Genomic DNA, 22705 nt, shown 5'->3' with positions numbered 1-22705 from the left:
TCCTGCTTTTCGCATTACAGCATGGCTGCTTTGTGCCGTCCTGCTTTAAAATGTTGGCTCTGTCAGTTGTTGATTTTCTCTCACTGCGCTCCCTTTCCGCGGGCACCACTGGAGCCTCCTCGGGAAAATCGCCCTGCAGGAGTGTCGCTCGTTCGTTCCAATCAACTTGGTTAAATCAACATTAGACTTTAACAGAGCCAAAATGTTAAGCGGGAACCGTCCCCGCTTAACATAATCAGTAGTTGGAGGCGTGGACTTGCTTGCGGTCTCTCACATACACAACTTCGGCCTGGGATGGGAGGGCAAAAAGCGAGCTGTTGATCCGGACTTCACTGCCGATTGTAATGTCAGGATGGGCGGTAATATCGAGCAGTGTGAACTCCATTCCCTGTTTGCCGAGAGGGCGGAGGGGAGTGGACCCGTATTGAAACGGTGACGGTGCTTTAAGATAGTGATAGCCCGTTTTCAGGATCTGTCTGATCACATCTTTTACAGACTCAGGAGGAGCCTGTCTGACGAGTCCGAGACCGTCGACCGTACCGACGGGAATGACGGCAACCCGCTTTTTTTCTTTTGACGGGCGTGAAAGACCGTACCCGATTGATTCGCCGGCTGGGACATTGTAGATATCCTGAATCCGCGTTTTCCAGGTGAGCGCATGTTTGAACTCCTGTTTGCTGTTCTGGGCTTGTCCATATAAAGCATTGCCCGTACGAACCGCATCGAAGTGGAACCTCGAGTCTCCCAGAGCCACATGACTTGCAGCGAGGTGGGCATAGGTAATCTCGATTCCTTTTCCCCGGATCGTTTCGAGCGTTTTTTCAAACACGGCTTTCTGTTTGAGAGAATGGGATGCCTTGTTTTTCAGACCGTTACTCAGGTGCGAAAAACATCCTTCAAGTGCAAGTGTGCGGCTGTAGTCTTTGTACACTTCGAGAAACGTTTCCAGCTCGTCCGGCTGAAGGCCGAACCGGTTCATGCCTGTATTGATTTTCAGGTGAAATGGATACGGTTTTCTGCACTCCTGCTTTCTCACCTCGAGGTACAGCTTATGGAGGTCATTTACTGAAGTAATGGTTGGTGTAATCGTGTTTGCTACAATTTTATTTTCATCAAAGTAAGGAGACAGAAGCAGAATGGGAGAGGTGATCCCCTCTTTTCTGAGGAGAACGGCATCCTCTTCACGCCCTGCAGCTAAATGCGTGACGAGATGGTGACCGTCCAGCATCCTGGCAACAGGAATCATTCCGTGATTATAGGCGTTCCCTTTAATTACAGCGAAAATAGAAGCGGGTTTACACGTGCGGTGCATGACCTCGAGGTTGTGCTCCAGATGGTCGAGGTTGACTTCAACCCATTGCAAAGCAAACATCTCCTCTGTATTTTGAAAATTTTATTAATTACGAAGTACTCTGTAATAATATAACAGAAAACTGTAAAAAGATAGGGGGATTATAGCACGAAAAAGGATCAGGAAAAGAGTTACAGAAGGGATTCCGCCCCGTCGATAAACAGCTCTGTTCCTGTTATGTGTCTGGAAGCATCGGAAGCAAGGAACAATACGAGTTCAGCCGCTTCTTCCGGTTTTCCGGGACGGTGTTCAAGAGGCTGATTTCCTTCCGGGTACTCAACCGGCACCTTCACTTTTTTGAGAGCGTCGTCTTCGGGGAAGGTATTCTCTCCGATGTTTGTCTCAATGGCGCCGGGACAGATGATATTGACCCGAATATGATACTTCGCCAGTTCCAGTGCAGCCATTTTTCCGAACGCCATCTGCCCGGCTTTTGATGAACTGTAAGCGGAAAATCCGAAGTTTTTAAAGATCCGGGTGCCGTTAATTGAACTGGTAATAATCACGCTTCCGCCGTTTTCCTTCATATGGGGAATGGCGTATTTTAACGTGAGAAAGGTACTTTTCAGATTGGTACTGATCGTTTGATCCCATTCATCAGCTTCCATATCTTCGATCGGGGTGATCGTCCCATTGATGCCTGCGTTGGCAAAAATGGCGTCCAGTCTGCCGAAGCGATTGATGAGACTGCTGTAGCATTTGCGCATGTGATCCGGGTTGGACACATCTGCTTCCACGACCAGGACTTCACCGCCGGCCGATTCAATTTCATTTTTCGTTTTTTCTGCTTCCTGCATATTTACATCAGCAAGGACAACCTTTGCCCCTTCCTTTGCCAGCAGCAGAGCGGATGATTTTCCAATTCCCGAACCGCCACCGGTAACGAGGGCCACTTTGTCTTTCATTTTCTGTGTCATAAACATTCACTCCTTGTTTCGTGGTGTATAAAGGTGTATTCCCCTGATTGGTGATCGCTAACGTTTTTGCACGGATTTCCGGCGTTTGGTAAATCCTAAGTTTAGCAGGGAGCAGGAAGTGGAAATAATTCGAGAGTGTTTTTATTCCATCACTGAAAGAAGGGAAGCAGATGATCCAGTTTAAAGACGTCACAAAACAATTTGATGATGGAACAAAAGGGGCTGACGGTCTCAATTTTTCGGTTGAAGAAGGTGAATTTTTTGTGCTCATTGGACCGAGCGGCTGCGGCAAGACAACAACGATGAAAATGATTAACCGGCTGATCGAACCGTCAGGTGGAACGATCAGGATAAACGGAAAGGATATCCGTGAGCAGGATGTGAAAAAGCTCCGCTGGAATATCGGTTATGTCCTTCAGCAGATTGCTCTTTTCCCTCATATGACGATTGCAGAAAATATCGCTGTCGTTCCTGAAATGATCGGGTGGAAAAAAGAGAAGACGGATGCAAGAATTGACGAGCTTCTTGAGATGGTCGGAATGGAGCCGGTAAAATTCAGGAACCGCAAACCAAAGGAGCTTTCAGGGGGGCAGCAGCAGCGGATCGGGGTCGTCCGGGCTCTTGCAGGCGATCCTGATATCCTTTTAATGGACGAGCCGTTCAGTGCGCTTGATCCGATCAGCCGTGAGCAGCTTCAGAAGGATTTCCGGAAACTTCAGAAGGAAATTAAAAAAACGATCGTCTTTGTGACGCACGACATGGACGAGGCCCTTGCTCTCGGCAGCCGAGTCTGCGTGATGCAGGAAGGGAGGATTGTCCAGATTGATACACCGGAGAATCTCGTTAACAATCCTGCCAGCAGCTTTGTGAAACAATTTATCGGTGATCGAGGTTCCGTGTGGGAAAATGAAATCAGACCGCTCGTTGAGAGGGGCAGTCCTTTCATGAAGGGGACAATAAAAGAGGCGTCGGGTAGTGAAACCTGGCCGCTTTATCTGTTCGATAAAACCGACTGCACCTTTAAAGGTATTTATACCGGCAAAGAAGGGACCGAGCCAGAGCCGTTTAAATGGACGCTGACTGAAACGAGTTCCATCAAAGAGGCGATGAACCGATTTAAGAAGTCGGGATTTGACGTACTTCCGGTTGTGGAAAAGGAAAAGCTGATCGGAACACTGACGCTTAAAGATACAGCCTTTTATCTTAATGACTCCCGTACAGAAGGGAGTGAAAGCTGATGGGTGTGAATATGGAAAGTTTCCTTCAGCTGGTTCAGGACCGCCAGGATCTTCTGTGGGCGGCCACATGGGAGCATCTGCAGCTCTCGATTATTTCTCTTCTACTGAGTGTGTTTATTGCTTTACCGTTAGGCATTTTTCTGACCAGAAGAACCCGGATAGCTGAACCGATTATCGGCGTGTCAGCTGTCCTTCAGACGATTCCGAGTCTCGCGCTTCTCGGTTTTATGATTCCGTTGCTTGGGATCGGCACAACTCCTGCGATAGTGGCTCTTACGGCTTACGCCCTGCTCCCGATTCTGAGAAATACATATACAGGCATCAGGGAGATTGACCCGTCACTCATAGAAGCAGCAGACGGAATGGGGATGGGCTCTTTAAAACGGCTGAGGAGAATCGAGCTTCCCCTGGCGATGCCCGTCATTATGGCCGGGATCCGGACGTCCATGGTGCTGATAGTGGGAACGGCCACGCTGGCTGCGCTGATCGGTGCAGGCGGTCTTGGGGATCTGATTATGCTCGGAATTTCCAGGTCCAACAGTGAATATATCCTTCTCGGGGCGATTCCAGCCGCGCTGCTGGCCCTTTTCTTTGATGCCGTGCTGCGCTTTACAGAGCGGAAATCGGGGGGAGGATCGAATAAACCGATTCTGATTGTTATTCTCACAGCGATCCTGATTGTGGCGGCGCCGTTTCTGATCCGGCCTCAGCAGGCTGACATTACCATTGGGGGTAAGCTCGGATCCGAGCCGGAAATTATCATTAACATGTACAAACTGCTGATTGAAGAAGAAACGGACCTGGCAGTGGACCTGGAAGCGGACCTTGGCCAGACAGACTTTGTTTTTAATGCGATTCAGCAGGGCAGCATTGATATTTATCTCGAATTTACCGGAACAGCGCTCATGACCTTTCTGGACGAAAATATCGAATCCACTGATGAACAGGACGTCTATGAACAGGCAAGGGCCGGGATGGAGGAAGAGTACGGCCTGATCTTCCTGAGTCCGATGCAGTATAACAATACGTATGCTCTCGGTATGCTGACTGATACAGCGGAGGATCTCGGAGTTGAAACGATTTCCGATCTGACTGCCTATAACAATGATCTGACTGCCGGATTTACCCACGAATTTGCGGACCGGGAAGACGGCTACGTGGGGATTCAGGATGTCTATGGTGTTGAGCTTGACGTCGTTACGATGGAAGCAGGACTTCGCCCCCAGGCCCTGCAGTCAGGAGACATTGACCTGATGGATGCCTACGTAACGGACTGGTACTTTGAGGAATATGACATGACGGTTCTGGAAGACGATGAAGGGCTGTTCCCGCCTTACCAGGGCGCGCCACTTGTCAGGGGAGATTTGCTGGAACAGTATCCGGAAATCGAACCTGTTCTCAATCAGCTCGAAGGCCTGATCACAGATGAGGAAATGCAGGAAATGAACCACCGGGTCGAAGTGGGCGATGAAAATGCGGAAGATGTGGCGAGAGAGTTTCTCACAGGGGAAGGCCTGCTGAGCGAGTAGACCATCCCTGTTCTTTTACGCTACACTATAACCAGACAGACGAAACCGGAGGAAAGGTCTTTGAACACGTATATCCGAAACATCCTTGTGATCATTGTTCTTGTCATTTCCTGCATCCTGCTTCTTGACCTTGTCTGGTGGGCAGGCGCCTTTCTAGTCGCAACGGGCCTGTACGGAATTGCGATGAACTGGAAGGCATATCAAAATGAGAAAAAACGGAATAATTTATGATGCAGGTGTTTGACTGGCTGATAAAAATGATGAGGCTGGGACATAAGTGAAGTGTAAAGTTGAGAACCCGAACAAATCGTAATAAAGCGGAAGAAATATTTGCTGACTCCTGCGGGAAGAAAAGCGCAGGTGAGACCCCGCAGTGCTGAGCACGCGGAGGCTCAGCCGCTTCCCGCGGAAAGCAGCGAATATTTCTGGAGCGGTTATTTACTCCGGCTTGCGATTGTTCGGGTTTTCGTCTGTAAAAAACACTTCTGTCCCGGCCTCATTTTTTTGCTGGGAAAAAACAGGAGCCAGCCGCTTTTCAGCTTTCAGGAATAAGCGGAGGCTTTTTGCTCGTGAACGGCATTTTATCTGGAGAAACTGGGATGTTTTTTCGGGTGTTAGAAAGAGGAGGGAGCAGAGAATAAGACTAAAAAAGAGGCGGAGAGCCATGAATTTAATAACATCATTCAGTGAGAAAAGACGAAAGAAACAGTGGAATTATGAACGCAAGGTGCTTCGCAGTTTATCCATTACTGACATGCGCAAGGATGTGCATCAGCATTTTATGACGACGATTTATATGGACCGGGTGAGCAACATGTATCTGGAGGACTTTGCCGTGGACATCGGCATTGACGCCTTTCTGCTCGGCTCCGAGTACGGGCGGTTCGGCTATTTCGGTGAAACGGCAGAGATGGCAAAAAGCCGATGCATGGATGAAATTGATATATACATTGAACAGTCAGCCGGACAGTTCCAGGCATGGCTCCACGGCTCAGAGGAAGACGAGGAGCGCTACAGACAGCTGAGCGAATCATTTGTCCACCGGTGGTGGGAAAAAGGTTTTAATGAAGGTGTAAAGCGGTACAAAATGAAACTGCACTAGAGATGTCGGCCTGTGACAGCCTGACCCGAAACGGTTCTTAAACCTGCTCTTGTCCCATATATTACTGGTGGAGACAAGGAGGGGGAGGCTTTGGGAAAACGATGGATCTGGGCCGCAGGAGTACTGGCTTTAATCGGTATTATTATTTTTGTTCAATTTGTTTTTACGAGTGAGGATTCAACAGGGCTGAACATGCCTTTGTCCGGCAAGGTTGTTGTCCTGGATCCAGGTCACGGAGGCATCGATGGGGGAGCATCATCCAGAGCAGGAGATCTGGAGAAAGACATTGCGCTCGAAATCACCTTTATTCTCCGCGATTATCTGCAGGAAGCAGGGGCGCTTGTTCTCATGACCCGGGAAGGGGATCATGACCTTGCCGCGGACGGGACGAAACGGATACGGGCCCGTAAGGTGGAGGATTTAAAGCGGCGCGTAGAACTGATCAACGGGTCAAACGCAGACTTGTTTATCAGTCTTCATTTAAATGCGATTCCAACGCCAAAGTGGAGCGGGGCACAGACCTTTTATAACCGTGCGGTCGAAAAAAGCGATGTTCTGGCCATGCAGATTCAAGCTGAGATTATGCGTAATCTTGAAAATACAAACAGAGATGCACGGCCGATTAACAGCGTTTATCTGATTCAGCAGGCGAAAATTCCCGGCGCCCTCGTCGAAGTCGGATTTTTGTCCAATCCGACGGAAGCGCAGCTTCTGAAAACGAAGGATTATCAGCAGAGTGTAGCGGCTTCGGTGTATGAAGGAATTTTACGCTATGCAAACGGAGATCCCATTCCGGGAGGGGGCCAGTAATGGCCCTCTTTCTCTTTTTTCGGCAGGCTTGCGGATTCTTTTTTTCCCTCAGGCACAGTGTTATACTTGAGGTGGAGTCATTTAGATACGAATACGCAGAGGACGGTGTTATAGATGCTTACGGAAGAGCAAGTACTCGATGCGCTGAAAAGCGTGCAGGAGCCCCACTTGGGAAAGAGCCTGACAGAACTCGGATCAGTTAAGGAACTGAAGATAAAAGATAACCTTGTGAGCCTGAAGCTGGCGATTGCCCAGCCTGGCACAGCGGAACAGATGCAGCTTCAGCAGGCTGTTGTAAGCGCTGTAAAGGGAGCAGGAGCCGAATCAGTCGGACTCCGCTTTGAACAGCTGCCGGAAGAAGTCATTGCCCAACACGGTGGTGCCGGGGAAGAAGACGAAGGCGAAACGATTCTTGACCGTGCGAAAAACGGCAAAACAAGCTTTATTGCCGTAACAAGCGGCAAAGGCGGGGTCGGTAAATCCACCGTGAGTGTGAATTTGGCTGTGTCGCTTGCGAAAAAAGGAAAAAAAGTCGGTATTATTGATGCCGATATTTACGGGTTCAGTGTCCCGGATATGATGGGAATTGAAGAACGGCCGAAAGTGGTGGGCCAGCGTATTTATCCCGTGAACCGCTTTGATGTACAGGTCATTTCCATGGGCTTTTTCGTGGAGGACAACTCCCCGATCATCTGGCGTGGTCCAATGCTCGGAAAAATGCTTAATAACTTCTTTAACGAAGTCGAGTGGGACGACCTTGATTATCTCGTCCTTGACCTCCCGCCGGGGACAGGGGACGTGGCACTCGATATACATTCCATGATCCCACAGTGCAAGGAAATTCTCGTGACGACCCCTCACGCGACAGCAGCCTTTGTTGCTGCCCGTGCCGGTGCGATGGCCCTGAAAACCGAGCATGAAATTCTCGGGATTGTGGAGAACATGGCGTACTTTGAAAGTAAGCTCACTGGCGAGAAGGAATACGTGTTCGGCACTGGAGGCGGAGAAAAGCTTGCAGAAGTACTGGACAGTGAAATTCTTGCGAAGGTGCCGCTCGGCCAGCCGGATATCGATGAAGAAAATTTCGCGCCGTCGGTCTACGATGACAGTCACCAGATCGGACAGATTTATTCGGAACTTGCAGATAAAGTAATTAACAAAGTCGGTAAATAGACAGGAAATCCCGCAGACATGTTGTCTGCGGGATTTTTTCAGGCCTGCCTGCTGGACAGCAGGCAGCGGACGGATTAATTTCCGCCGCTTCCGCCGCCCTGCCCCATCTGGCTTTCTTCTTCCTCTGCGGATGACGGCTCTTCTTCCTGCTGGCTGGATTCATCATCCTGGCCTTCTTCCTGTTTTGCCATCTGTTCTTCGGCGACTTTGCTCATGATATCCTGAAGCCGTGAGATAAAATACGGACTTTCAAACGCCTCGGCCATGATGTTCATGACCTCCTTGCGGTACTCCTTGCTCTTCATAAGTTCGAGGTACTCGTCCTCCATTTCGGGATCCTGCATCACGCTGATCAGCATGCCCTGATACTCCGGATCCTTCATGAGTCCTTTTAAAACCTGCTCGTTCCGCTCCTGCATGCTTTCTGCAAGCGTCTTGCGGAACTCCTCGTCCTTGCTCATTTCAGTCCAGAAGTTTTTCCCCTGTGCTGTAGTTAATGTATTTTCAATCGTGTCCTTGACAAAAACCTGGTCCACCACAAAGGATTCCCTTACTTTTTCATCCTGGAGCACTTCCTGAATTGCCTGCTTGCCTTCATCAGTCTTAAGCATGTCGACCATCATTTTCTTCGTGTCTTCATAGTCAGGCTGACTCTGATCCTCCACGGCTGCACAGCCTGTGAATAAGAGTAAACCGACCAGAACGAAGCTTAAGGCTGCTGTCTTAGTGAAGACGTGCCTCATCGGTGCCAGCCCCTTTCTTATACGTTTGTCCCTAATATGCCTCAACAGGGGGGAGTTTATGCCGGGCTGGATAAGTTGCTTAAATTGCCACAAATGGCTCCTTCATTGATGGAAAAAGAGTGGATACAGGACTATGCGTTCTGATACAATGGAGGGTGGCATTAACACGAATACTGGAGGCACGATTGTGAATACAAGAAAAGTGGTTTTTCTATTCTGGAGCACGTTTCTGATCGGAACGACAGCTGGTTTACTCATGGGCATCATGCTCGATTTTAATACACATATGCAGGATCTTCGTAACGGCCAGGTGGGGGGCGTATTCATGCTCTTTATCGGGGCGGGAATCTGGACAATTATCGCACAGATGGGTTTCTTTGCGTACCTGACAATTCACCGCTTCGGGCTCGGGATCTTTAAATCCACCAAGCTGTGGAACCGAATCCAGGTCGTCCTGATTCTGTTTGCGCTTTTCGATTTGATGCTGTTCCGTTACTGGGCATTCGGTACTGCTGAGGAGACCATTACGGACTATGCAATACTGCCGTTTTTACTTCTTGTCTACGCCGTTATTGTAGCCTACCTGAAAGCGAAGGATACGAACTTCACCGCCTTTATTCCGGCACTGTTCTTTATGGTGGTGGTGACTACAATTGAGTGGATCCCTGCTCTCAGGGAAAACGATATGACGTTTCTGCTTACGGCGATTGTACCGCTGCTTGTAGCCAACACATGGCAGCTGCTCGTGCTGCACCGGCTCCACGAACAGCCGAATTAATGTCGAATGTGAAATGGGGACGGTTCCCGCGTAACAGATGTTACGCGGGAACCGTCCCCATTTTGCATTTTAGCGGATTTCCTCGGTCGTGGTGTCGGCACCGGTCATGAGTTCTGACACAGAGACGAAGGTGAATCCGTCTGATTTCAGTTTATCCAGGATATCAGGCAGGGCTTCGGCTGTCTGCTGGGCAGAGTCGGAAGCGTGGAAGAGAACGATATCTCCCGGTGACGCTTTGCTCACGACATTCTCGATAATTTCATCAGCACCAGGATTGAGCCAGTCGTGGGAGTCAATGCTCCAGTGCACCACATCATAGTTGAGTTTTTCGGCAATTTCCAGAACTCGCTCGTCGAAATTTCCGTTAGGCGGACGGAGAAACTGCGGTGTCGTGTCGCTCACTTTTTTAATGATCTCGTGGGCGGTGAGAATGTCTTTTTTGATTGAATCATCTTCCCATTTTGTATAGTGCTCATGCCGGAAGCCATGACTGCCGATTTCGTGGCCGTCCTCAAGGATCCGCTCCACGATCTCAGGGTGACGCTCAGCCCAGGCAGCAGAAAGGAAGAAGGTGGCGTTCTCCACGCTGTTTTCTTTCAGCACATCAAGAATCGGAAGCGCGCGCTCTTCTCCCCAGCTGATGTTAAAGGTCAGGGCTATGTCCTTGTCTTCCGTCTCCACCTTGTAAATGGCGACCGGTTTTTCACCAGTTGAAAAAACAGGAATCTGTGTCCGTTCTACATAAAGGATCCCGGCTGTAAACAGCGCAGCCAGTACAACAATTGTATAGCGTTTTAAACGTTTGGCACTCCATACCCAGAAAAAATTCATCAGGAGCCCTCCTTGTCCATTGTTACCTCATATGTATTCCGTGGACGGGCATTTATGAACAGGAGAGACAAACTTTTTCCGGCCGGGAAAAAGCCTGAAAATTCGTTGTGAATAAAAAGTAAAGAAGTGGAAAATAATTTGTAAAGGAGCACGATATCAATCGCGTTCGAGTACACCCACCGAGAACAGTCATAAGATGACGCACATGCTGGAAGCCGAGGTGACCTATGTTTGGATTGATGCTTAATGCAAAAGAAACACAGGAAATGGAGTACTTACTTAAGCGTGAACTGGAAGAACTTCTGCTTGATCTGACCGATTCCCGAATCGAAGGAATCGTCAAGCGGGCAATGGAAGAACGGTATCAGATTATTTTCCGCATGTATAAACGGTTTGTAAAACCGCAGGAATACATGAAGTATGTGAGACATAACCGCTCTTCAAGGCAGGTTCAGCCTGACTGTAAAACCAAATAAATATTTACCCACTTAACTGACCCAAACGGGCCTCGTAACTGGTGAAGCTTTCTGTTAGTGGACAAGCATGATTTTTGGTAAAAAACTATTGCATACCCCTTGCCAAATCAACGGGATCTGTAGTATGATATCAAATGTCTGAGATAACATTGTCTAGTGGCGACAGCGGAGAGGCCACACCCGTTCCCATGCCGAACACGGAAGTTAAGCTCTCCAGCGCCGATGGTAGTTGGGGGATCTCCCCCTGTGAGAGTAGGACGCCGCTGGGCATGTGATCCGGACATTTTTATCCTCCTGAAAAAGCCGAAGTGAAGAGAGGAAAGGAGCGTACAACAGTACGTGACTGCCCGATCGACTGCAGATGACGAAGAGATTCGCCGCGTTTTCAAGACCTGAATTGCCGGAAAGCAAGAAGGTCGAGGAAACAAGGAAGAGAGGAAAGGAGCGTACAACAGTACGTGACTGCCCGATCGACTGCAGATGACGAAGACATTCGCCGCTTAACGGCAATTCAGTATTATTCCACAGTAGCTCAGTGGTAGAGCAATCGGCTGTTAACCGATCGGTCGTAGGTTCGAGTCCTACCTGTGGAGCCATGCTTCCTTAGCTCAGTTGGTAGAGCGCATCCATGGTAAGGATGAGGTCAGCGGTTCAAGCCCGCTAGGAAGCTCCAGGAGGCCCGTTGGTCAAGTGGTTAAGACACCGCCCTTTCACGGCGGTAACACGGGTTCGAATCCCGTACGGGTCACCATTATTTTTTTCTGTCTTTTTTGCAGGTACCGGTTTTAATATGCTGGCCTAGCTCAATTGGTAGAGCAACTGACTTGTAATCAGTAGGTTGGGGGTTCAAGTCCTCTGGCCAGCACCATTTACATACACGCATAGGGCTATAGCCAAGCGGTAAGGCATCGGGTTTTGATCCCGTGATTCGCAGGTTCGAATCCTGCTAGCCCTGCCATTTTTTTTAGGCAGTAAAATCAGTCGGGGCCTTAGCTCAGCTGGGAGAGCGCCTGCTTTGCACGCAGGAGGTCAGCGGTTCGATCCCGCTAGGCTCCACCATACATATGTTTATTGCAGTTCGGCTTATTGATGAGCCGGATTTTTTTGTGTTTTCTGGTTTAGGGTTCAGCAGGAAGCCGATAGAATCAGCTTCTTGAGAAGTTGGGACAAAACAATCCTTAAAAAGCGCAAAGTGTCCTGACTCGCGCAAAGTCAGGACAAACCGGCCCTGAAAAAGCGTGAAGTGTCCTGATTTGCCCAAAGTTAAAACCACCGCCATGAAGATGGATTCCTCAACCTGAACAAAAAGAAAAAACACCAGCCGCGGGGGAGGGGCGGCTGGTGTTTAAACGTATGAACTCTTCTAGTTCTCTATTTTGTAATACGTGGTTTGGTATTTGTTAAGTAGTGCGTCCAGGTAGGAACTGATTGCCACGACTTCGTGTGAGGTCCGGTTAAGCTGTGAAGAGAGGTCATACATTTTCTCCCTTGCCCACTCAATTTCCTCCAGCAGATCCTTCTGTTCAAGTTCCAAGTTTTTCGACCTCCCGTCGTATGGATAGACTTTCCTGTACGTAGCATACCCTGTTATACACTTTTCCAAACATATACTTATTTAGGAATTGTATGATTTTTCTGGAATCAGGTGATAAAATAAAGATTGTAATTTAAGGTGAAACCTTTTTGCCGGTAATGCGTAAAGAAGGTAGCCGCAAGAGAGCGGAGGTAATAAGCATGGATGCGGTGGTTAAAAAAATCATCATGGAAGTGAAAAAGGGTGACCAGCAGGCTTTTGCGGAGCTGGTTGATCTTTATAAGGACAAAGTGTATCAGATTTCATACCGCATGCTTGGGAATGTCCACGAAGCGCAGGACGTTGCGCAGGAAGCTTTTCTGAGAGCATACACAAATTTGGACAGCTACGACATGAACAGGAAATTTTCAACCTGGCTGTTCAGAATTGCAACCAATTTATCGATTGACCGTATACGTAAGAAGAAGCCGGATTTTCATCTCGACGATCCCGTAGGGGGAACGGAGGATCTGAATTACTATTCCCAGATTGCGGCGGATGAGGAACTGCCGGAGGATAAAGTGGTTCAGTATGAGATGCAGGAATGGATCCAGAATGAAATTTCCGAGCTGCCGCCGAAGTATCGTTCGGCGATCATCCTGAAGTATCTGGAGGATCTGTCGCTTAAGGAGATCGGGGAAATTCTGAATCTCCCTGTTGCGACGGTCAAGACGAGAATTCACCGGGGAAGAGAAGCGCTGAGAAAGCGTCTCCGGAATTCGTAGGAGAAAGGGGTGCATGAACAGATGGCATGCGAAAAAACAAAAACTGATTTACTTCATAAATATCTGGATGAAGAGATGACGCTCCTGGAAAAAAAGCAGTTTGAGCAGCATTTAATGGGCTGCGAAGACTGCGAAAAGCATCTGCGAGAGCTTAGAAAAACGATTGCGATCGTGCAGAGTACATCGCATGTGGAAGCACCGCCGGACTTTACGGCGGGCGTCATGAGCAGGCTTCCGCAGCAGTCGAAATCAAACAAATGGAAGACCTGGATGAGAAGACATCCCTATTTCCTGGCAGCGGCCGTATTTATGCTGTTGTTCGTCACAAGTGTATCCTCCTTCTGGAGCGGTGGCGGCGGTTCTCAAATAACGGTGCAGGGACAGGGGAATTTCCATATAGACGAAGAACGAAATGTTGTTATTGTCCCTGAAGGAGAAACAATTGAAGGAAATCTAATCGTTCGTAACGGTGACATTGAAGTGGAAGGCGAAGTCCTCGGCAATGTAACGGTGATCAACGGTGACCAGTATCTGGCGTCGGCGGGACACGTAGCTGGAGAAGTTAATGAAGTGAACCGGGTTCTCAGCTGGATCTGGTATGAAACCAAGTCGTTCATGGGAGAAGTACTGAACGTTTTCAACGGAAGCGACCCGCCGCAGGAAGATTAACAGCATAGTAGTCAGACACAGCCATAGCGGCAATGACCGCAGGCTGTGTTTTTTTTATTTATTGGCACTGTTAAAGCTTAATTTTGATATTTTTCTATCGTTGTTGATTGAAGCGAGCGCGCGACACTCCTGCGGGAACAGCACCGGCTGAAGACCCCGCAGGGCGATCCTCCCGAGGAGGCTGAAGCGGTGCCCGCGGAAAGGGAGCGCAGTGAGCGGAAATCAACACCATACTTTAACAGAGCCTATTTATTAAAGCAAAAATCACACAAATCGTCTCTGATCCGCCAATCTTTGCAGGTTAAATAAACGTTTAATTAACTTGCGGGATTTGTCGTGTGAAGGAAAGTGATGGAGAACACTGTCCGCCATCCTGATCCAGAAGCCCGCCACGGGTCAGGCCTGCTCCTGTATACGCCTCGGGACCTAGTGAAAATAAAGCCGGGGGCCATTATGCCGTTTTACGTTTACCGGTACGATTAAGACAGAGATCAGGAAAGGAGGAACGAGTGATGAAAAAGTTTTTACTGTTTTGTGCCGGTCTTGTGGCACTGGCTGTTCTTCTGGCCAACCTCGGGCCGATGATTCTGCTGGCAGTTTCCGTCTGGCTCACCTACATCATTTTTAACCAGTTCGTAAAAACCGTTTCAACAGCAGGGAAGGTCTGGTGGGTCATTGCCGGACTGATTGTTGTAAGTATCGGTGTCGCCAATTCATTTTCAGTGATTGGACTGGCCGCACTTGCGGCTCTCTACTTCATCTGGAATAACTGGAACAGTGACCGTGACACGGTCCTTAATAAGCCATCGGAAGAAGAAGACCCGTTCACAAGCTTTGAAAAGCAGTGGGCAGATATGAACCGCTGAATCCGGATCAGGGATCCGTAGAAAACTGAACAAAAAGGAGAGACTGAACAATGACCACACTGTTTACACGAATCAAAGACGCCGTATCGGCAGATCTGCACGGCATGATGGATAAAAAGGAAGCGGGCAATCCGATTGCTGCCCTGAATCACTACCTGAGGCAGAGTGAAAAAGAAACAGAAAAGGTGCGGCAGCTTGTTGAGCGCCAGCACAGGCTGAAAGAGGAATTTGTAAGGGAGCATACAGAAGCGGCTGAAATGGCCGAGAGGCGCCAGCATCAGAAAGAAGTTGCCGAGCGTGCGGGCGAAGAAGAGTATGCAGGATTTGCTGCCCGTGAATGGGAGGAATACAGTCAGAGAGCAGAAAGACTGGAAAAAGCCAGGCAGGACGCCGAATTCCAGCTTGAAAAACTCGAACAGCAGTACGAGGACATGAAGCATAGACTCAAGGATATGCGAGTCAGGCAAATGGAACTGATGGGCCGGGAAAATGCCGCCAGAGCAAGTTATAAAATGAGTAAAGTTACCTCTGAATCAGGTGAGCGTTCCTTCTCCCGTTTTGGAGATATGGAGCAGTATATCGAGAACCTGGAACAGCGGGTAAACCGTGATTACCACAAGAACACTTTTGATTCCAAGCTTGCTGAAATCGAACAGAAACTGATCGAACAGGCAGAAAAAGAAAAGAACCGTTAAATCATGGTAAAATGAGTTCGTGTGCGAAAAAGGTAAGCAAGGCCGGGAAAGAATGAAAATGGTTGGATGAGCCTCCGGACAAACATTTATTTCCCGGCCTCTTCATACATAATGCTCTGCACAGCAGAGCCAAAAAGGAAGGAGGGCGCCCCGTGTTTAACCAGATATCAACGAGAATGTTCAACTGGATTTTTCTGATCGGGCTTGTCCTCCTTTTAGGGGAAGCTTTGTTCTTTGGACCGGGCTTTCTGTTTTCCCTGGTTCTTCAGGTGTTCATGATCTTCCTCGGCCGGCGATGGTATCATCGCCTGATTGGAAAGCTTCTATTCTGGGTCGGGCTCGTCATGTTTATTCTGACTGTCCTGAACCTGATGGCGGTAAGGTTTATCATCATCGCAATGGCAGCCCTGCTGCTTTACCGTTTTTATCAGTCGAGAATGGAACCGGAAACGATTACACCTGAATCCGCAGGAGAAACAAAAAGACAGGGGGACTTTCTCCACGTGCGCCCCCTCATGAAGAACCGCCTGACCGGCATGGAAAAAACAAACGAATCTCCTTATTCGTGGCGGGATGTTAATATTCTCGGGGGCGTCGGCGATCGGATCGTGGATCTTGGGAATACGGTCGTACCGGAGGACGGGGTGATTATGATCCGGCACGGGATTGGCAACCTGACCATACACGTGCCGTACGAGGTGGAAGTGGCTGTTCACCATACAGCGCTGTTCGGGGGCCTAACGGTCTTTGACCAGAGATCAGACCGGCGCTTTAACCAGCAGGTGTTTTACGAGACGAGCGGGTTTCAGACGGAAAAGCCGCGGATCCGGATCGTCACCTCTGTCTGGTCGGGGGAATGTGAGGTGAAGAGGACATGAATGTGATGTTCAGAACAGGCCTCATCACCTTTACAGCTGCCATGGTTTTCAGTCTTGTTGTAAGTGTGACCATCTTCTTTTCCTTTCCTCTCGAATCGTGGTCCATGCTCTGGGAGCAGCGCGTTTTTGACCTCCCGTTTATTTACTTTCTGTTGACCGTGACGGTCCTGGCAGGCATCACAGCTGGTCTATTGGCTGGAAGTTACAGTAAAAACAAACTTACAGCCATTCGCAATCAGGTGGAAGCCGTCTCAAAGGGGAAGAAGAGAACGGGTCTTGAGGAGGAGCCGCTTCTCGAATTGAAGGAAATCGAAAAAAGTCTGACCGCACTCGAACATAAAATTGCCGAGCAGACAAAGACAGCCCAGCGGCTTGTAACGGAACACGCAAGCGAACGGGAAAGAAGTCTTCAGGAAGTGGTGGCCGAAGAGCGGACCAGGCTTGCCAGGGAACTCCACGATTCCGTCAGCCAGCAGCTGTTTGCCGCTTCCATGATGATGGCGACAATCAATGAAACGAGGCCCCCGGAGGACGACACGATGAAAAAGCAGCTGGCGATGGTCGGCAGGATGATTGAGCAGTCCCAGCTGGAAATGCGGGCGCTTTTACTTCACCTGAGGCCGGTGGCTCTTAAAAATAAAACCCTGGAAGAAGGCGTAAAAGAACTTCTTTCGGAGCTGAAGGAAAAAGTACCACTGAAGATCCAGGTCAAAGCAGAGCCTCTCGAACTTGAAAAAGGGGTGGAGGATCACCTGTTCCGGATTCTCCAGGAGGCCGTCTCCAACATTCTCCGCCATGCAAAAGCCGATAAAATGACAGTGCTCTGTGTGAGCCGGGACGATTATGTGATTCTGCGTGTAACTGACAATGGCATCGGGTTTGACGTTGATAAGGCGGCAGAGAAAAGCTCTTACGGGCTGACGAATATGAAAGAACGGGCCGAAGCAATCGGAGGCGACCTGAAAATTGTCAGTGTTGCCGGGGAAGGAAGCTATTATGAAGTAAAAGTCCCTTATGCAAAAGGAGGAGAAAGAAAATGATCAGAGTGTTGTTTGTGGATGATCATGAAATGGTTCGTATCGGCGTGTCCTCCTATTTGTCCGCCCAAAAGGACATTGATGTAGTTGCAGAAGCTGATGATGGAAAAGAAGCAGTCACGCTTGCACTTGATATCAGACCTGACGTGATTCTGATGGATCTTGTGATGAAGGAAATGGACGGGATCGAAGCGACAAGACAGATCGTTCAAGCCTGGCCGGAGGCGAAAATCATTATCGTGACCAGCTTTCTTGATGATGAGAAGGTCTACCCGGCCCTCGAAGCAGGAGCAACAAGTTATATGCTGAAAACGTCAAAGGCGAGTGAAATAGCAAAAGCAATCAGAGCTACATACGAAGGTCAGTCGGTGCTGGAGCCGGAAGTGACCGGAAAGATTATGAACCGTATGCGGCAGAAACCGAAGCCCCATGAACAGCTGACGGGGCGGGAGAAGGATGTCCTGCAGCTGATGGCAGAAGGGAAAACAAATCAGGAGATCGCGGATCAGCTTTTTATCGCCTTAAAGACCGCCAAAGTACACGTGAGCAGCATCCTCCATAAACTGGACGTGCACGACCGCACCCAGGCCGTCATTTATGCTTTTAATCACAATCTGGTCGAAAAGAAAAGCGAATAAAAAGAAACTCTGCTCCCGCAGGGTTTCTTTTTTACCGGAACGGAGGCTGTAACAAATCGGCGATTGTCACGTCTAAAAAAAGGGTACCAGAAAAATTGAGGGTATGTCAGGGCATGTCCCGTTTGCGCGGGGCGCGCCGAACCGGAAGCAGTACATATTTCACATTGTCTGAGCCTGACTGCCGGCTTTCGTAAGACCCGCACCTGCAAAACCGCAGAGGTCAGAAGTGAGAAATCAGACCTGCATAAATGGCAGGTCCTGTCACTTTAAATGTGCAAATTGTGATATAATTGGTAAGTTATTAGAATACTAATACGACCGGTTTATCGAGCACAAGTCAAGTGGACAGCGCAGGTCTTTTTTCATAGCTGCTCCCGGTAATTTTATCATGGAGGAACGCCCATGTTCGAAGATATTCAGATCCTTCGCTTATTAGGCATTTTTGTAGACATAGCGCTCGTAACCTTTGTCATTTATAAACTGATTATGATAATCAGGGGAACCAGGGCTGTTCAGCTTGTTAAAGGGATCGTCGTCATCCTGGCGGTCTGGTTTATCAGCAGTTTTCTCGGTCTCCAGACACTCAATTGGATTATGAGCACTGCCATTGCATATGGTCTTTTAGCTATTATTATTATTTTTCAGCCTGAACTGCGCCGCGCCCTTGAACAGCTCGGCCGTGGTAAATTTTTTGCAAAAAGTTCCGCAGCCCAGAAAGAAGAAATGAAAGATACCATCAATCATATCGTCAAGGCAGCGAACTATATGGGGAAAAGACGGATTGGGGCTCTGATTTCCCTTGAGAGGGAGACAGGAATGACGGACTACGTGGAAACAGGTATACCGATGAATGCCCGACTCACATCGGAACTGCTCATCAACGTGTTCATTCCAAACACCCCGCTTCATGACGGTGCCGTGATCATTAAGGGGACGGAAATTACTGCCGCAGCCTGTTACCTGCCTCTTTCGGAAAACCCGTTTATCTCTAAGGAGCTGGGGACACGCCACCGGGCCGCACTTGGTGTGAGTGAAGTGACCGACTCGGTAACACTCGCTGTGTCGGAGGAAACTGGCGGTATTTCTCTGACTAAGAACGGGGAGCTGCACCGGAACCTTGACGAAGAGACACTCAGAGAGCTTCTCATTAAGGAAATGTCGACAGAAGGCTCTGATTCCGCCTCATCTCGCTGGCAGTGGGGAGGGAAGAAAAATGATGGATAAATGGTTTAACAATAAATGGTTTATCCGGGCTGTTTCCCTTTTTATTGCTGTGATGCTGTACATGATGGTGAGTATAGACAATATTAACAACCAGCAGCCCGGTGCCGGCATTCCGGGTATTACAGATGGCGAGCGGGTGCTGGAAGACGTTGAACTGACCATTCTCTACGATGAGGACCGGTATGTGGTGACTGAAGCTCCGGAGACTGTTCAGGTAAGTCTAAGGGGCCCTCAGAATCTGCTGATGCTTCAGATTGCCAGACCTCAGTATGAAGTTTTTGTTGATCTCCGTGAAGAGGGAGCCGGCGAGCACTATGAAAGAGTGCAGTATAGTGGTTTTCAGAGTGACTTAAGTGTCGCAGTGGAACCGTCCACCGTACGCGTGGCTCTGCAGGAACTGCAGACATCCTCTTTTCCCGTGCAAGTGGAACTGCTCAATGAAGACGAACTGGAAGCCGGTTATGCAGCCGGCACTCCGACCGTGACACCGAGCAGCGTTGATGTGACTGGAGCGGAAGGGATGATCAATCAGATTGCCACTGCCCGCGCGTTTATCGATCTCTCCGGGGAATCGGAGACGATTGAGGAAAGTGTGGAAGTGCTTCTTTATGACGAGTCCGGTGACGAAATAGAGATCACGCCGGATCCGCCGGCTGTGGATGTGACGGTGCCGATTACGAGTCCGAATAAGGAAGTGCCCGTTCGCATTGACCGGGAGGGAGAGCTTTCGAACGGTTCCGCTGTCACCTCCGTTCAGGCGAACCCGAATACGGTTACGATATACGGCCCGCCGGATGTGTTAGATGACATCAATTTCGTGACAGGACTCAGTATTGACCTTTCAGAGATTAATGAAAGTACGACGCTGGAGCTTGAAGTTCCGCTTCCGGAGGGCGTTGAGCGGGTCGAACCGGAAACGATTGAAGTGGATGTGGTCGTGGACGAGGAAGAATCCCGGGTCTTCAGCAACTTTCCATTCGACATTACCGGCCTGAATAATGATTACGAGGTCGAACTGCTTGACCCGGAGAATGCCGCTTTTGACCTTGAAGTAAGGGGCTCGGCTTCTGTGCTTGAGCGAATCAGCCAGGAGGACATTGATGCCTCAATTGATCTTGACGGCCTTTCTCCTGGTGAGCATGGGGTGCCGCTCCGCGTGAACGGGCCCCAGAACCTGAGCTTTAATTTCGACATAGACGAAGTGGCAGTAAGAGTGTACGATGAGGAAGACGCAGAACCGGCAAGCACCCAGCCGGCTGATGAAGAAGCTCCAGAGGAACAGGAAGAAGAACCGGACGAGGAAGAAGGTCCGGATGAAGAAGATGAGACTGAAGAAGACGAAGAATCTGAGGAAGAAGAAAGCGAAGAGGAAACAGAAGAGGATTCGTCATAAAGGAAACGGGCGCAGCATCCGTTCCTTCATACAGCGGATACACCCCGGTGTGTCCGCCCTGATACATAACTAAAGCCGCACGGCGGTAAGGAAAGTAAGGAGAGATTTCATATGGGCAGACATTTTGGAACCGATGGTGTCAGAGGAGTAGCCAACACGGAACTGACCCCGGAACTGGCATTTAAACTGGGCCGATACGGCGGGTACATTCTTACAAAAGAAAGCGAAGGACGTCCGAAAGTACTGATCGGCCGTGATACACGGATTTCCGGACACATGCTCGAAGGCGCTCTCGTGGCGGGGCTGTTGTCCATTGGAGCAGAAGTGATGCGTCTCGGCGTCATTTCCACACCAGGTGTAGCGTACTTGACGAAAGCCTTGAGCGCCCAGGCCGGCGTTATGATTTCCGCCTCTCACAATCCTGTAGCGGATAACGGCATTAAGTTTTTCGGGCCGGACGGCTTTAAGCTCGTAGACAGCCAGGAGGACGAAATCGAAGAGCTGCTACGTAAAGAAGACGGCATGGAAGACGGCCTGCCGCGCCCCACAGGTGCTGAGCTCGGACAGGTAAACGATTACTTTGAAGGCGGCCAGAAATACCTGCAGTTCCTGAAACAGACCATTCAGCAGGACTTCAGCGGTCTGCATATTGCTCTTGACTGTGCTCATGGAGCGGCTTCTTCACTGGCAGCCCATCTTTTTGCCGATCTTGAAGCGGATCGGATTTCCACGATCGGTGCTTCACCAAACGGAACAAACATTAATGAAGGTGTAGGATCCACCCACCCTGACAGCCTTGTTGCCCTCGTGAAGGAAAAAGGCGCGGATATCGGCCTTGCCTTTGACGGAGATGCGGACCGTCTGATTGCTGTAGATGAAAACGGGACGATCGTGGACGGGGACCAGATCATGTTTATCTGTGCAAAATACATGAAGGAAAAAGGCTTTCTCAAAGAAGACACGGTTGTTTCCACAGTGATGAGCAATCTCGGATTCTATAAAGCCCTTGAAGGCATCGGAGCACACACGAAGCAGACGGCCGTAGGCGACCGTTATGTGATTGAGGAAATGCGCAAAGGCGGATACAATATCGGCGGTGAACAGAGCGGCCATATTATCTTCCTTGATTACACCACGACAGGAGACGGGCTTCTTTCGGCGATTCAGCTTGTGAACATTCTGAAAGCAACCGGTAAGCGCCTTTCCGAGCTGGCAGGAGAAATGAGGCACTTCCCGCAAAAACTCGTGAACGTACGTGTAGCAGACAAGCATGCCCTCCATGACAACCAGGTCATTGCAGATGAAATAAACGCAGTAGAGGCGGAAATGAAAGGGCAGGGCCGCGTTCTTGTACGTCCATCCGGTACAGAGCCTCTCGTGCGGGTAATGGCTGAAGCGCCGACCAAGGATCAGTGCGATATCTACGTTCAGAAAATTGTAGACGTGGTGAAACGTGAACTCGGATCACTCGATGATTAATCTGTACATGTAAGACTTATGCGGAACAAATATGCATGGATAGCACGTGACACGCTGTCCATGCATATTCATTAATAACCGCATTTGTTTCATCTTAAGTCTGTTTTCGGATAGGTTGCTGCTTTTCGAAGAATGAATGATGGAGTGGAAGGCGGCGACTCCAGCGACGAGCATTGGCTCCACGAGCATTTTTTAAGGAGGTGAGGCAGAAGGGCGAAAGGATGTTTACTAAACCTTTTTCGCAGGGTAAACAAAACAGGAAAGATTTTACCAAAAAAGATTGACCCGTTTTCAGAATTTGTAGTATGATGAGCAAGTATTTTATCAGCAAGGAGGACGGATGTCAGACAACCTGAATTTAAAAGCGCCTGAACTAACCGGAGGATCGGACACGCTCCGTTTAGTTGACGAGGAGGAGGTTTATCGAAGTTTCGGCGGATGCCTCCCGGTTGCTCATCACAACCGAAAGCCTGCAAGCCTAAAACAGAGAGGCGACTCTCTGAACAAAAGCTGCGGCGGTGATGATCATTAAAATGTGGCTGGTGTAAGCCGGAATACCCGAAGACTCCTGCGGTAGTGG

Annotated in this window: 23 protein-coding genes, 6 tRNA genes and 1 rRNA gene; 25 read left to right on the top strand and 5 right to left on the bottom strand. The window is 49.3% G+C overall.

The genetic code is table 11. The features are described from left to right. Window positions 1-235 precede the first annotated feature (235 nt). Entirely contained in the window at window positions 236-1363 is a 1128-nt protein-coding gene (gene alr / locus CR205_RS18950; protein WP_161524840.1) for an alanine racemase, read from the bottom strand. A gap of 119 nt (window positions 1364-1482) precedes the next feature. Further along, the gene (locus CR205_RS18945; RefSeq protein ID WP_110521713.1) at window positions 1483-2268 is read right to left on the bottom strand and encodes an SDR family oxidoreductase; all 786 of its coding nucleotides are present in this window, start codon (window positions 2266-2268) and stop codon (window positions 1483-1485) included. 170 nt (window positions 2269-2438) lie between these two features. On the opposite strand from CR205_RS18945, the gene CR205_RS18940 reads away from it, so the two are divergent. The 6 genes from CR205_RS18940 (at window position 2439) to CR205_RS18915 (ending at window position 8120) form a co-directional block, all read left to right on the top strand. Next, entirely contained in the window at window positions 2439-3506 is a 1068-nt protein-coding gene (locus tag CR205_RS18940) for an ABC transporter ATP-binding protein (RefSeq protein WP_110521712.1), read from the top strand. A gap of 11 nt (window positions 3507-3517) precedes the next feature. Continuing rightward, window positions 3518-5035 carry an ABC transporter permease/substrate-binding protein gene (locus CR205_RS18935; RefSeq protein ID WP_110521822.1) on the top strand — a complete coding sequence of 506 codons (1518 nt, stop codon included), beginning with the start codon at window positions 3518-3520 and terminating at the stop codon, window positions 5033-5035. A gap of 60 nt (window positions 5036-5095) precedes the next feature. Further along, a complete protein-coding gene (locus tag CR205_RS20360; protein ID WP_161524839.1) occupies window positions 5096-5266 on the top strand; it encodes a hypothetical protein in 171 nt (56 codons plus the stop codon). A 433-nt stretch (window positions 5267-5699) separates the two neighbouring features. Beyond that, window positions 5700-6137, top strand: a complete 438-nt coding sequence (locus CR205_RS18925) for a DUF2521 family protein (protein ID WP_110521710.1) — start codon at window positions 5700-5702, stop codon at window positions 6135-6137. A 90-nt stretch (window positions 6138-6227) separates the two neighbouring features. Further along, window positions 6228-6947 (top strand): N-acetylmuramoyl-L-alanine amidase CwlD, encoded by a 720-nt coding sequence (gene cwlD / locus CR205_RS18920; protein WP_236634908.1) that lies wholly within the window; start codon window positions 6228-6230, stop codon window positions 6945-6947. Between the two features lie 114 nt (window positions 6948-7061). Next, window positions 7062-8120 carry a P-loop NTPase gene (locus CR205_RS18915; RefSeq protein WP_110521709.1) on the top strand — a complete coding sequence of 353 codons (1059 nt, stop codon included), beginning with the start codon at window positions 7062-7064 and terminating at the stop codon, window positions 8118-8120. A 74-nt stretch (window positions 8121-8194) separates the two neighbouring features. On the opposite strand, the gene gerD is transcribed toward CR205_RS18915, so the two are convergent. Then, entirely contained in the window at window positions 8195-8863 is a 669-nt protein-coding gene (gerD, locus tag CR205_RS18910; protein ID WP_161524838.1) for a spore germination lipoprotein GerD, read from the bottom strand. Between the two features lie 187 nt (window positions 8864-9050). Here gerD and CR205_RS18905 point away from each other — a divergent pair, with 187 nt between their 5' ends. Continuing rightward, on the top strand, window positions 9051-9641 hold the full coding sequence (locus CR205_RS18905) for a KinB-signaling pathway activation protein (RefSeq protein WP_110521820.1): 591 nt from the start codon (window positions 9051-9053) through the stop codon (window positions 9639-9641). 69 nt (window positions 9642-9710) lie between these two features. Here the strand turns inward: CR205_RS18905 and pdaB are convergent, their stop codons facing one another. Then, window positions 9711-10472, bottom strand: coding sequence for a polysaccharide deacetylase family sporulation protein PdaB (gene pdaB / locus CR205_RS18900; protein WP_110521708.1), 762 nt, complete (start codon window positions 10470-10472; stop codon window positions 9711-9713). 227 nt (window positions 10473-10699) lie between these two features. Here pdaB and CR205_RS18895 point away from each other — a divergent pair, with 227 nt between their 5' ends. From CR205_RS18895 to CR205_RS18860, 8 genes are all read left to right on the top strand, one after another. Further along, complete coding sequence (locus CR205_RS18895; protein WP_110521707.1) at window positions 10700-10948, top strand: hypothetical protein; 249 nt, start codon at window positions 10700-10702, stop codon at window positions 10946-10948. 152 nt (window positions 10949-11100) lie between these two features. Then, window positions 11101-11217 (top strand): 5S ribosomal RNA (gene rrf / locus CR205_RS18890). Window positions 11218-11469: 252 nt separating this feature from the next. Then, window positions 11470-11544, top strand: a tRNA-Asn gene (locus tag CR205_RS18885). Between the two features lies 1 nt (window position 11545). Further along, window positions 11546-11621: transfer RNA gene (locus CR205_RS18880), tRNA-Thr, on the top strand. A gap of 3 nt (window positions 11622-11624) precedes the next feature. Next, window positions 11625-11699: transfer RNA gene (locus CR205_RS18875), tRNA-Glu, on the top strand. Between the two features lie 41 nt (window positions 11700-11740). Continuing rightward, window positions 11741-11816 (top strand) — tRNA-Thr (locus CR205_RS18870). 15 nt (window positions 11817-11831) lie between these two features. Beyond that, a tRNA-Gln gene (locus CR205_RS18865) sits at window positions 11832-11906 on the top strand. A gap of 25 nt (window positions 11907-11931) precedes the next feature. Next, window positions 11932-12007 (top strand) — tRNA-Ala (locus tag CR205_RS18860). 304 nt (window positions 12008-12311) lie between these two features. Here CR205_RS18860 and CR205_RS18855 read toward each other — a convergent pair. Continuing rightward, window positions 12312-12482, bottom strand: coding sequence for an aspartyl-phosphate phosphatase Spo0E family protein (locus tag CR205_RS18855; protein WP_110521706.1), 171 nt, complete (start codon window positions 12480-12482; stop codon window positions 12312-12314). Window positions 12483-12682: 200 nt separating this feature from the next. Between CR205_RS18855 and sigW the strand changes: the two genes are divergently transcribed. The 10 genes from sigW (at window position 12683) to glmM (ending at window position 22125) form a co-directional block, all read left to right on the top strand. Further along, a complete protein-coding gene (sigW, locus tag CR205_RS18850) occupies window positions 12683-13246 on the top strand; it encodes an RNA polymerase sigma factor SigW (protein ID WP_110521705.1) in 564 nt (187 codons plus the stop codon). Between the two features lie 21 nt (window positions 13247-13267). After that, on the top strand, window positions 13268-13915 hold the full coding sequence (locus CR205_RS18845; RefSeq protein WP_110521819.1) for a zf-HC2 domain-containing protein: 648 nt from the start codon (window positions 13268-13270) through the stop codon (window positions 13913-13915). Between the two features lie 512 nt (window positions 13916-14427). Further along, window positions 14428-14781, top strand: coding sequence for a lmo0954 family membrane protein (locus CR205_RS18840; protein ID WP_110521704.1), 354 nt, complete (start codon window positions 14428-14430; stop codon window positions 14779-14781). A 50-nt stretch (window positions 14782-14831) separates the two neighbouring features. Then, window positions 14832-15476 (top strand): PspA/IM30 family protein, encoded by a 645-nt coding sequence (locus CR205_RS18835; protein ID WP_110521703.1) that lies wholly within the window; start codon window positions 14832-14834, stop codon window positions 15474-15476. 152 nt (window positions 15477-15628) lie between these two features. After that, a complete protein-coding gene (gene liaF / locus CR205_RS18830; protein WP_110521702.1) occupies window positions 15629-16354 on the top strand; it encodes a cell wall-active antibiotics response protein LiaF in 726 nt (241 codons plus the stop codon). Continuing rightward, window positions 16351-17394 (top strand): sensor histidine kinase, encoded by a 1044-nt coding sequence (locus CR205_RS18825; RefSeq protein WP_110521701.1) that lies wholly within the window; start codon window positions 16351-16353, stop codon window positions 17392-17394. Before liaF ends, CR205_RS18825 begins: the two co-directional genes overlap by 4 nt. After that, complete coding sequence (locus CR205_RS18820; RefSeq protein ID WP_110521700.1) at window positions 17391-18029, top strand: response regulator; 639 nt, start codon at window positions 17391-17393, stop codon at window positions 18027-18029. The genes CR205_RS18825 and CR205_RS18820 overlap by 4 nt, the downstream gene beginning before the upstream one ends. A gap of 402 nt (window positions 18030-18431) precedes the next feature. Further along, complete coding sequence (gene cdaA, locus CR205_RS18815; RefSeq protein ID WP_110521699.1) at window positions 18432-19253, top strand: diadenylate cyclase CdaA; 822 nt, start codon at window positions 18432-18434, stop codon at window positions 19251-19253. After that, a complete protein-coding gene (locus tag CR205_RS18810; protein ID WP_110521698.1) occupies window positions 19243-20646 on the top strand; it encodes a CdaR family protein in 1404 nt (467 codons plus the stop codon). The genes cdaA and CR205_RS18810 overlap by 11 nt, the downstream gene beginning before the upstream one ends. A 111-nt stretch (window positions 20647-20757) precedes the next feature. Beyond that, complete coding sequence (gene glmM / locus CR205_RS18805; protein ID WP_110521697.1) at window positions 20758-22125, top strand: phosphoglucosamine mutase; 1368 nt, start codon at window positions 20758-20760, stop codon at window positions 22123-22125. Window positions 22126-22705: the final 580 nt, after the last annotated feature.

This window comes from Alteribacter lacisalsi (genome assembly GCF_003226345.1).
Classification (GTDB): Bacteria; Bacillota; Bacilli; order Bacillales; family Salisediminibacteriaceae; genus Alteribacter; species Alteribacter lacisalsi.
The sequence above is the reverse complement of the archived record's forward strand: the minus strand, read 5'-3'. Positions and strand labels throughout refer to the sequence as shown.

What these genes read in the sequence shown, in the direction of transcription:
- CR205_RS18940 (WP_110521712.1), top strand. Translation starts at nt 2,439, where the DNA reads ATGATCCAGTTTAAAGACGTCACAAAACAATTTGATGATGGAACAAAA.
- gerD (WP_161524838.1), bottom strand. Translation starts at nt 8,863, where the DNA reads ATGAGGCACGTCTTCACTAAGACAGCAGCCTTAAGCTTCGTTCTGGTC.
- CR205_RS18835 (WP_110521703.1), top strand. Translation starts at nt 14,832, where the DNA reads ATGACCACACTGTTTACACGAATCAAAGACGCCGTATCGGCAGATCTG.
- CR205_RS18945 (WP_110521713.1), bottom strand. Translation starts at nt 2,268, where the DNA reads ATGACACAGAAAATGAAAGACAAAGTGGCCCTCGTTACCGGTGGCGGT.
- CR205_RS18845 (WP_110521819.1), top strand. Translation starts at nt 13,268, where the DNA reads ATGGCATGCGAAAAAACAAAAACTGATTTACTTCATAAATATCTGGAT.
- CR205_RS18915 (WP_110521709.1), top strand. Translation starts at nt 7,062, where the DNA reads ATGCTTACGGAAGAGCAAGTACTCGATGCGCTGAAAAGCGTGCAGGAG.
- sigW (WP_110521705.1), top strand. Translation starts at nt 12,683, where the DNA reads ATGGATGCGGTGGTTAAAAAAATCATCATGGAAGTGAAAAAGGGTGAC.
- CR205_RS18925 (WP_110521710.1), top strand. Translation starts at nt 5,700, where the DNA reads ATGAATTTAATAACATCATTCAGTGAGAAAAGACGAAAGAAACAGTGG.
- glmM (WP_110521697.1), top strand. Translation starts at nt 20,758, where the DNA reads ATGGGCAGACATTTTGGAACCGATGGTGTCAGAGGAGTAGCCAACACG.
- CR205_RS18840 (WP_110521704.1), top strand. Translation starts at nt 14,428, where the DNA reads ATGAAAAAGTTTTTACTGTTTTGTGCCGGTCTTGTGGCACTGGCTGTT.
- CR205_RS18935 (WP_110521822.1), top strand. Translation starts at nt 3,518, where the DNA reads ATGGAAAGTTTCCTTCAGCTGGTTCAGGACCGCCAGGATCTTCTGTGG.
- CR205_RS18825 (WP_110521701.1), top strand. Translation starts at nt 16,351, where the DNA reads ATGAATGTGATGTTCAGAACAGGCCTCATCACCTTTACAGCTGCCATG.
- CR205_RS18895 (WP_110521707.1), top strand. Translation starts at nt 10,700, where the DNA reads ATGTTTGGATTGATGCTTAATGCAAAAGAAACACAGGAAATGGAGTAC.
- CR205_RS18810 (WP_110521698.1), top strand. Translation starts at nt 19,243, where the DNA reads ATGATGGATAAATGGTTTAACAATAAATGGTTTATCCGGGCTGTTTCC.
- cdaA (WP_110521699.1), top strand. Translation starts at nt 18,432, where the DNA reads ATGTTCGAAGATATTCAGATCCTTCGCTTATTAGGCATTTTTGTAGAC.
- pdaB (WP_110521708.1), bottom strand. Translation starts at nt 10,472, where the DNA reads ATGAATTTTTTCTGGGTATGGAGTGCCAAACGTTTAAAACGCTATACA.
- CR205_RS18820 (WP_110521700.1), top strand. Translation starts at nt 17,391, where the DNA reads ATGATCAGAGTGTTGTTTGTGGATGATCATGAAATGGTTCGTATCGGC.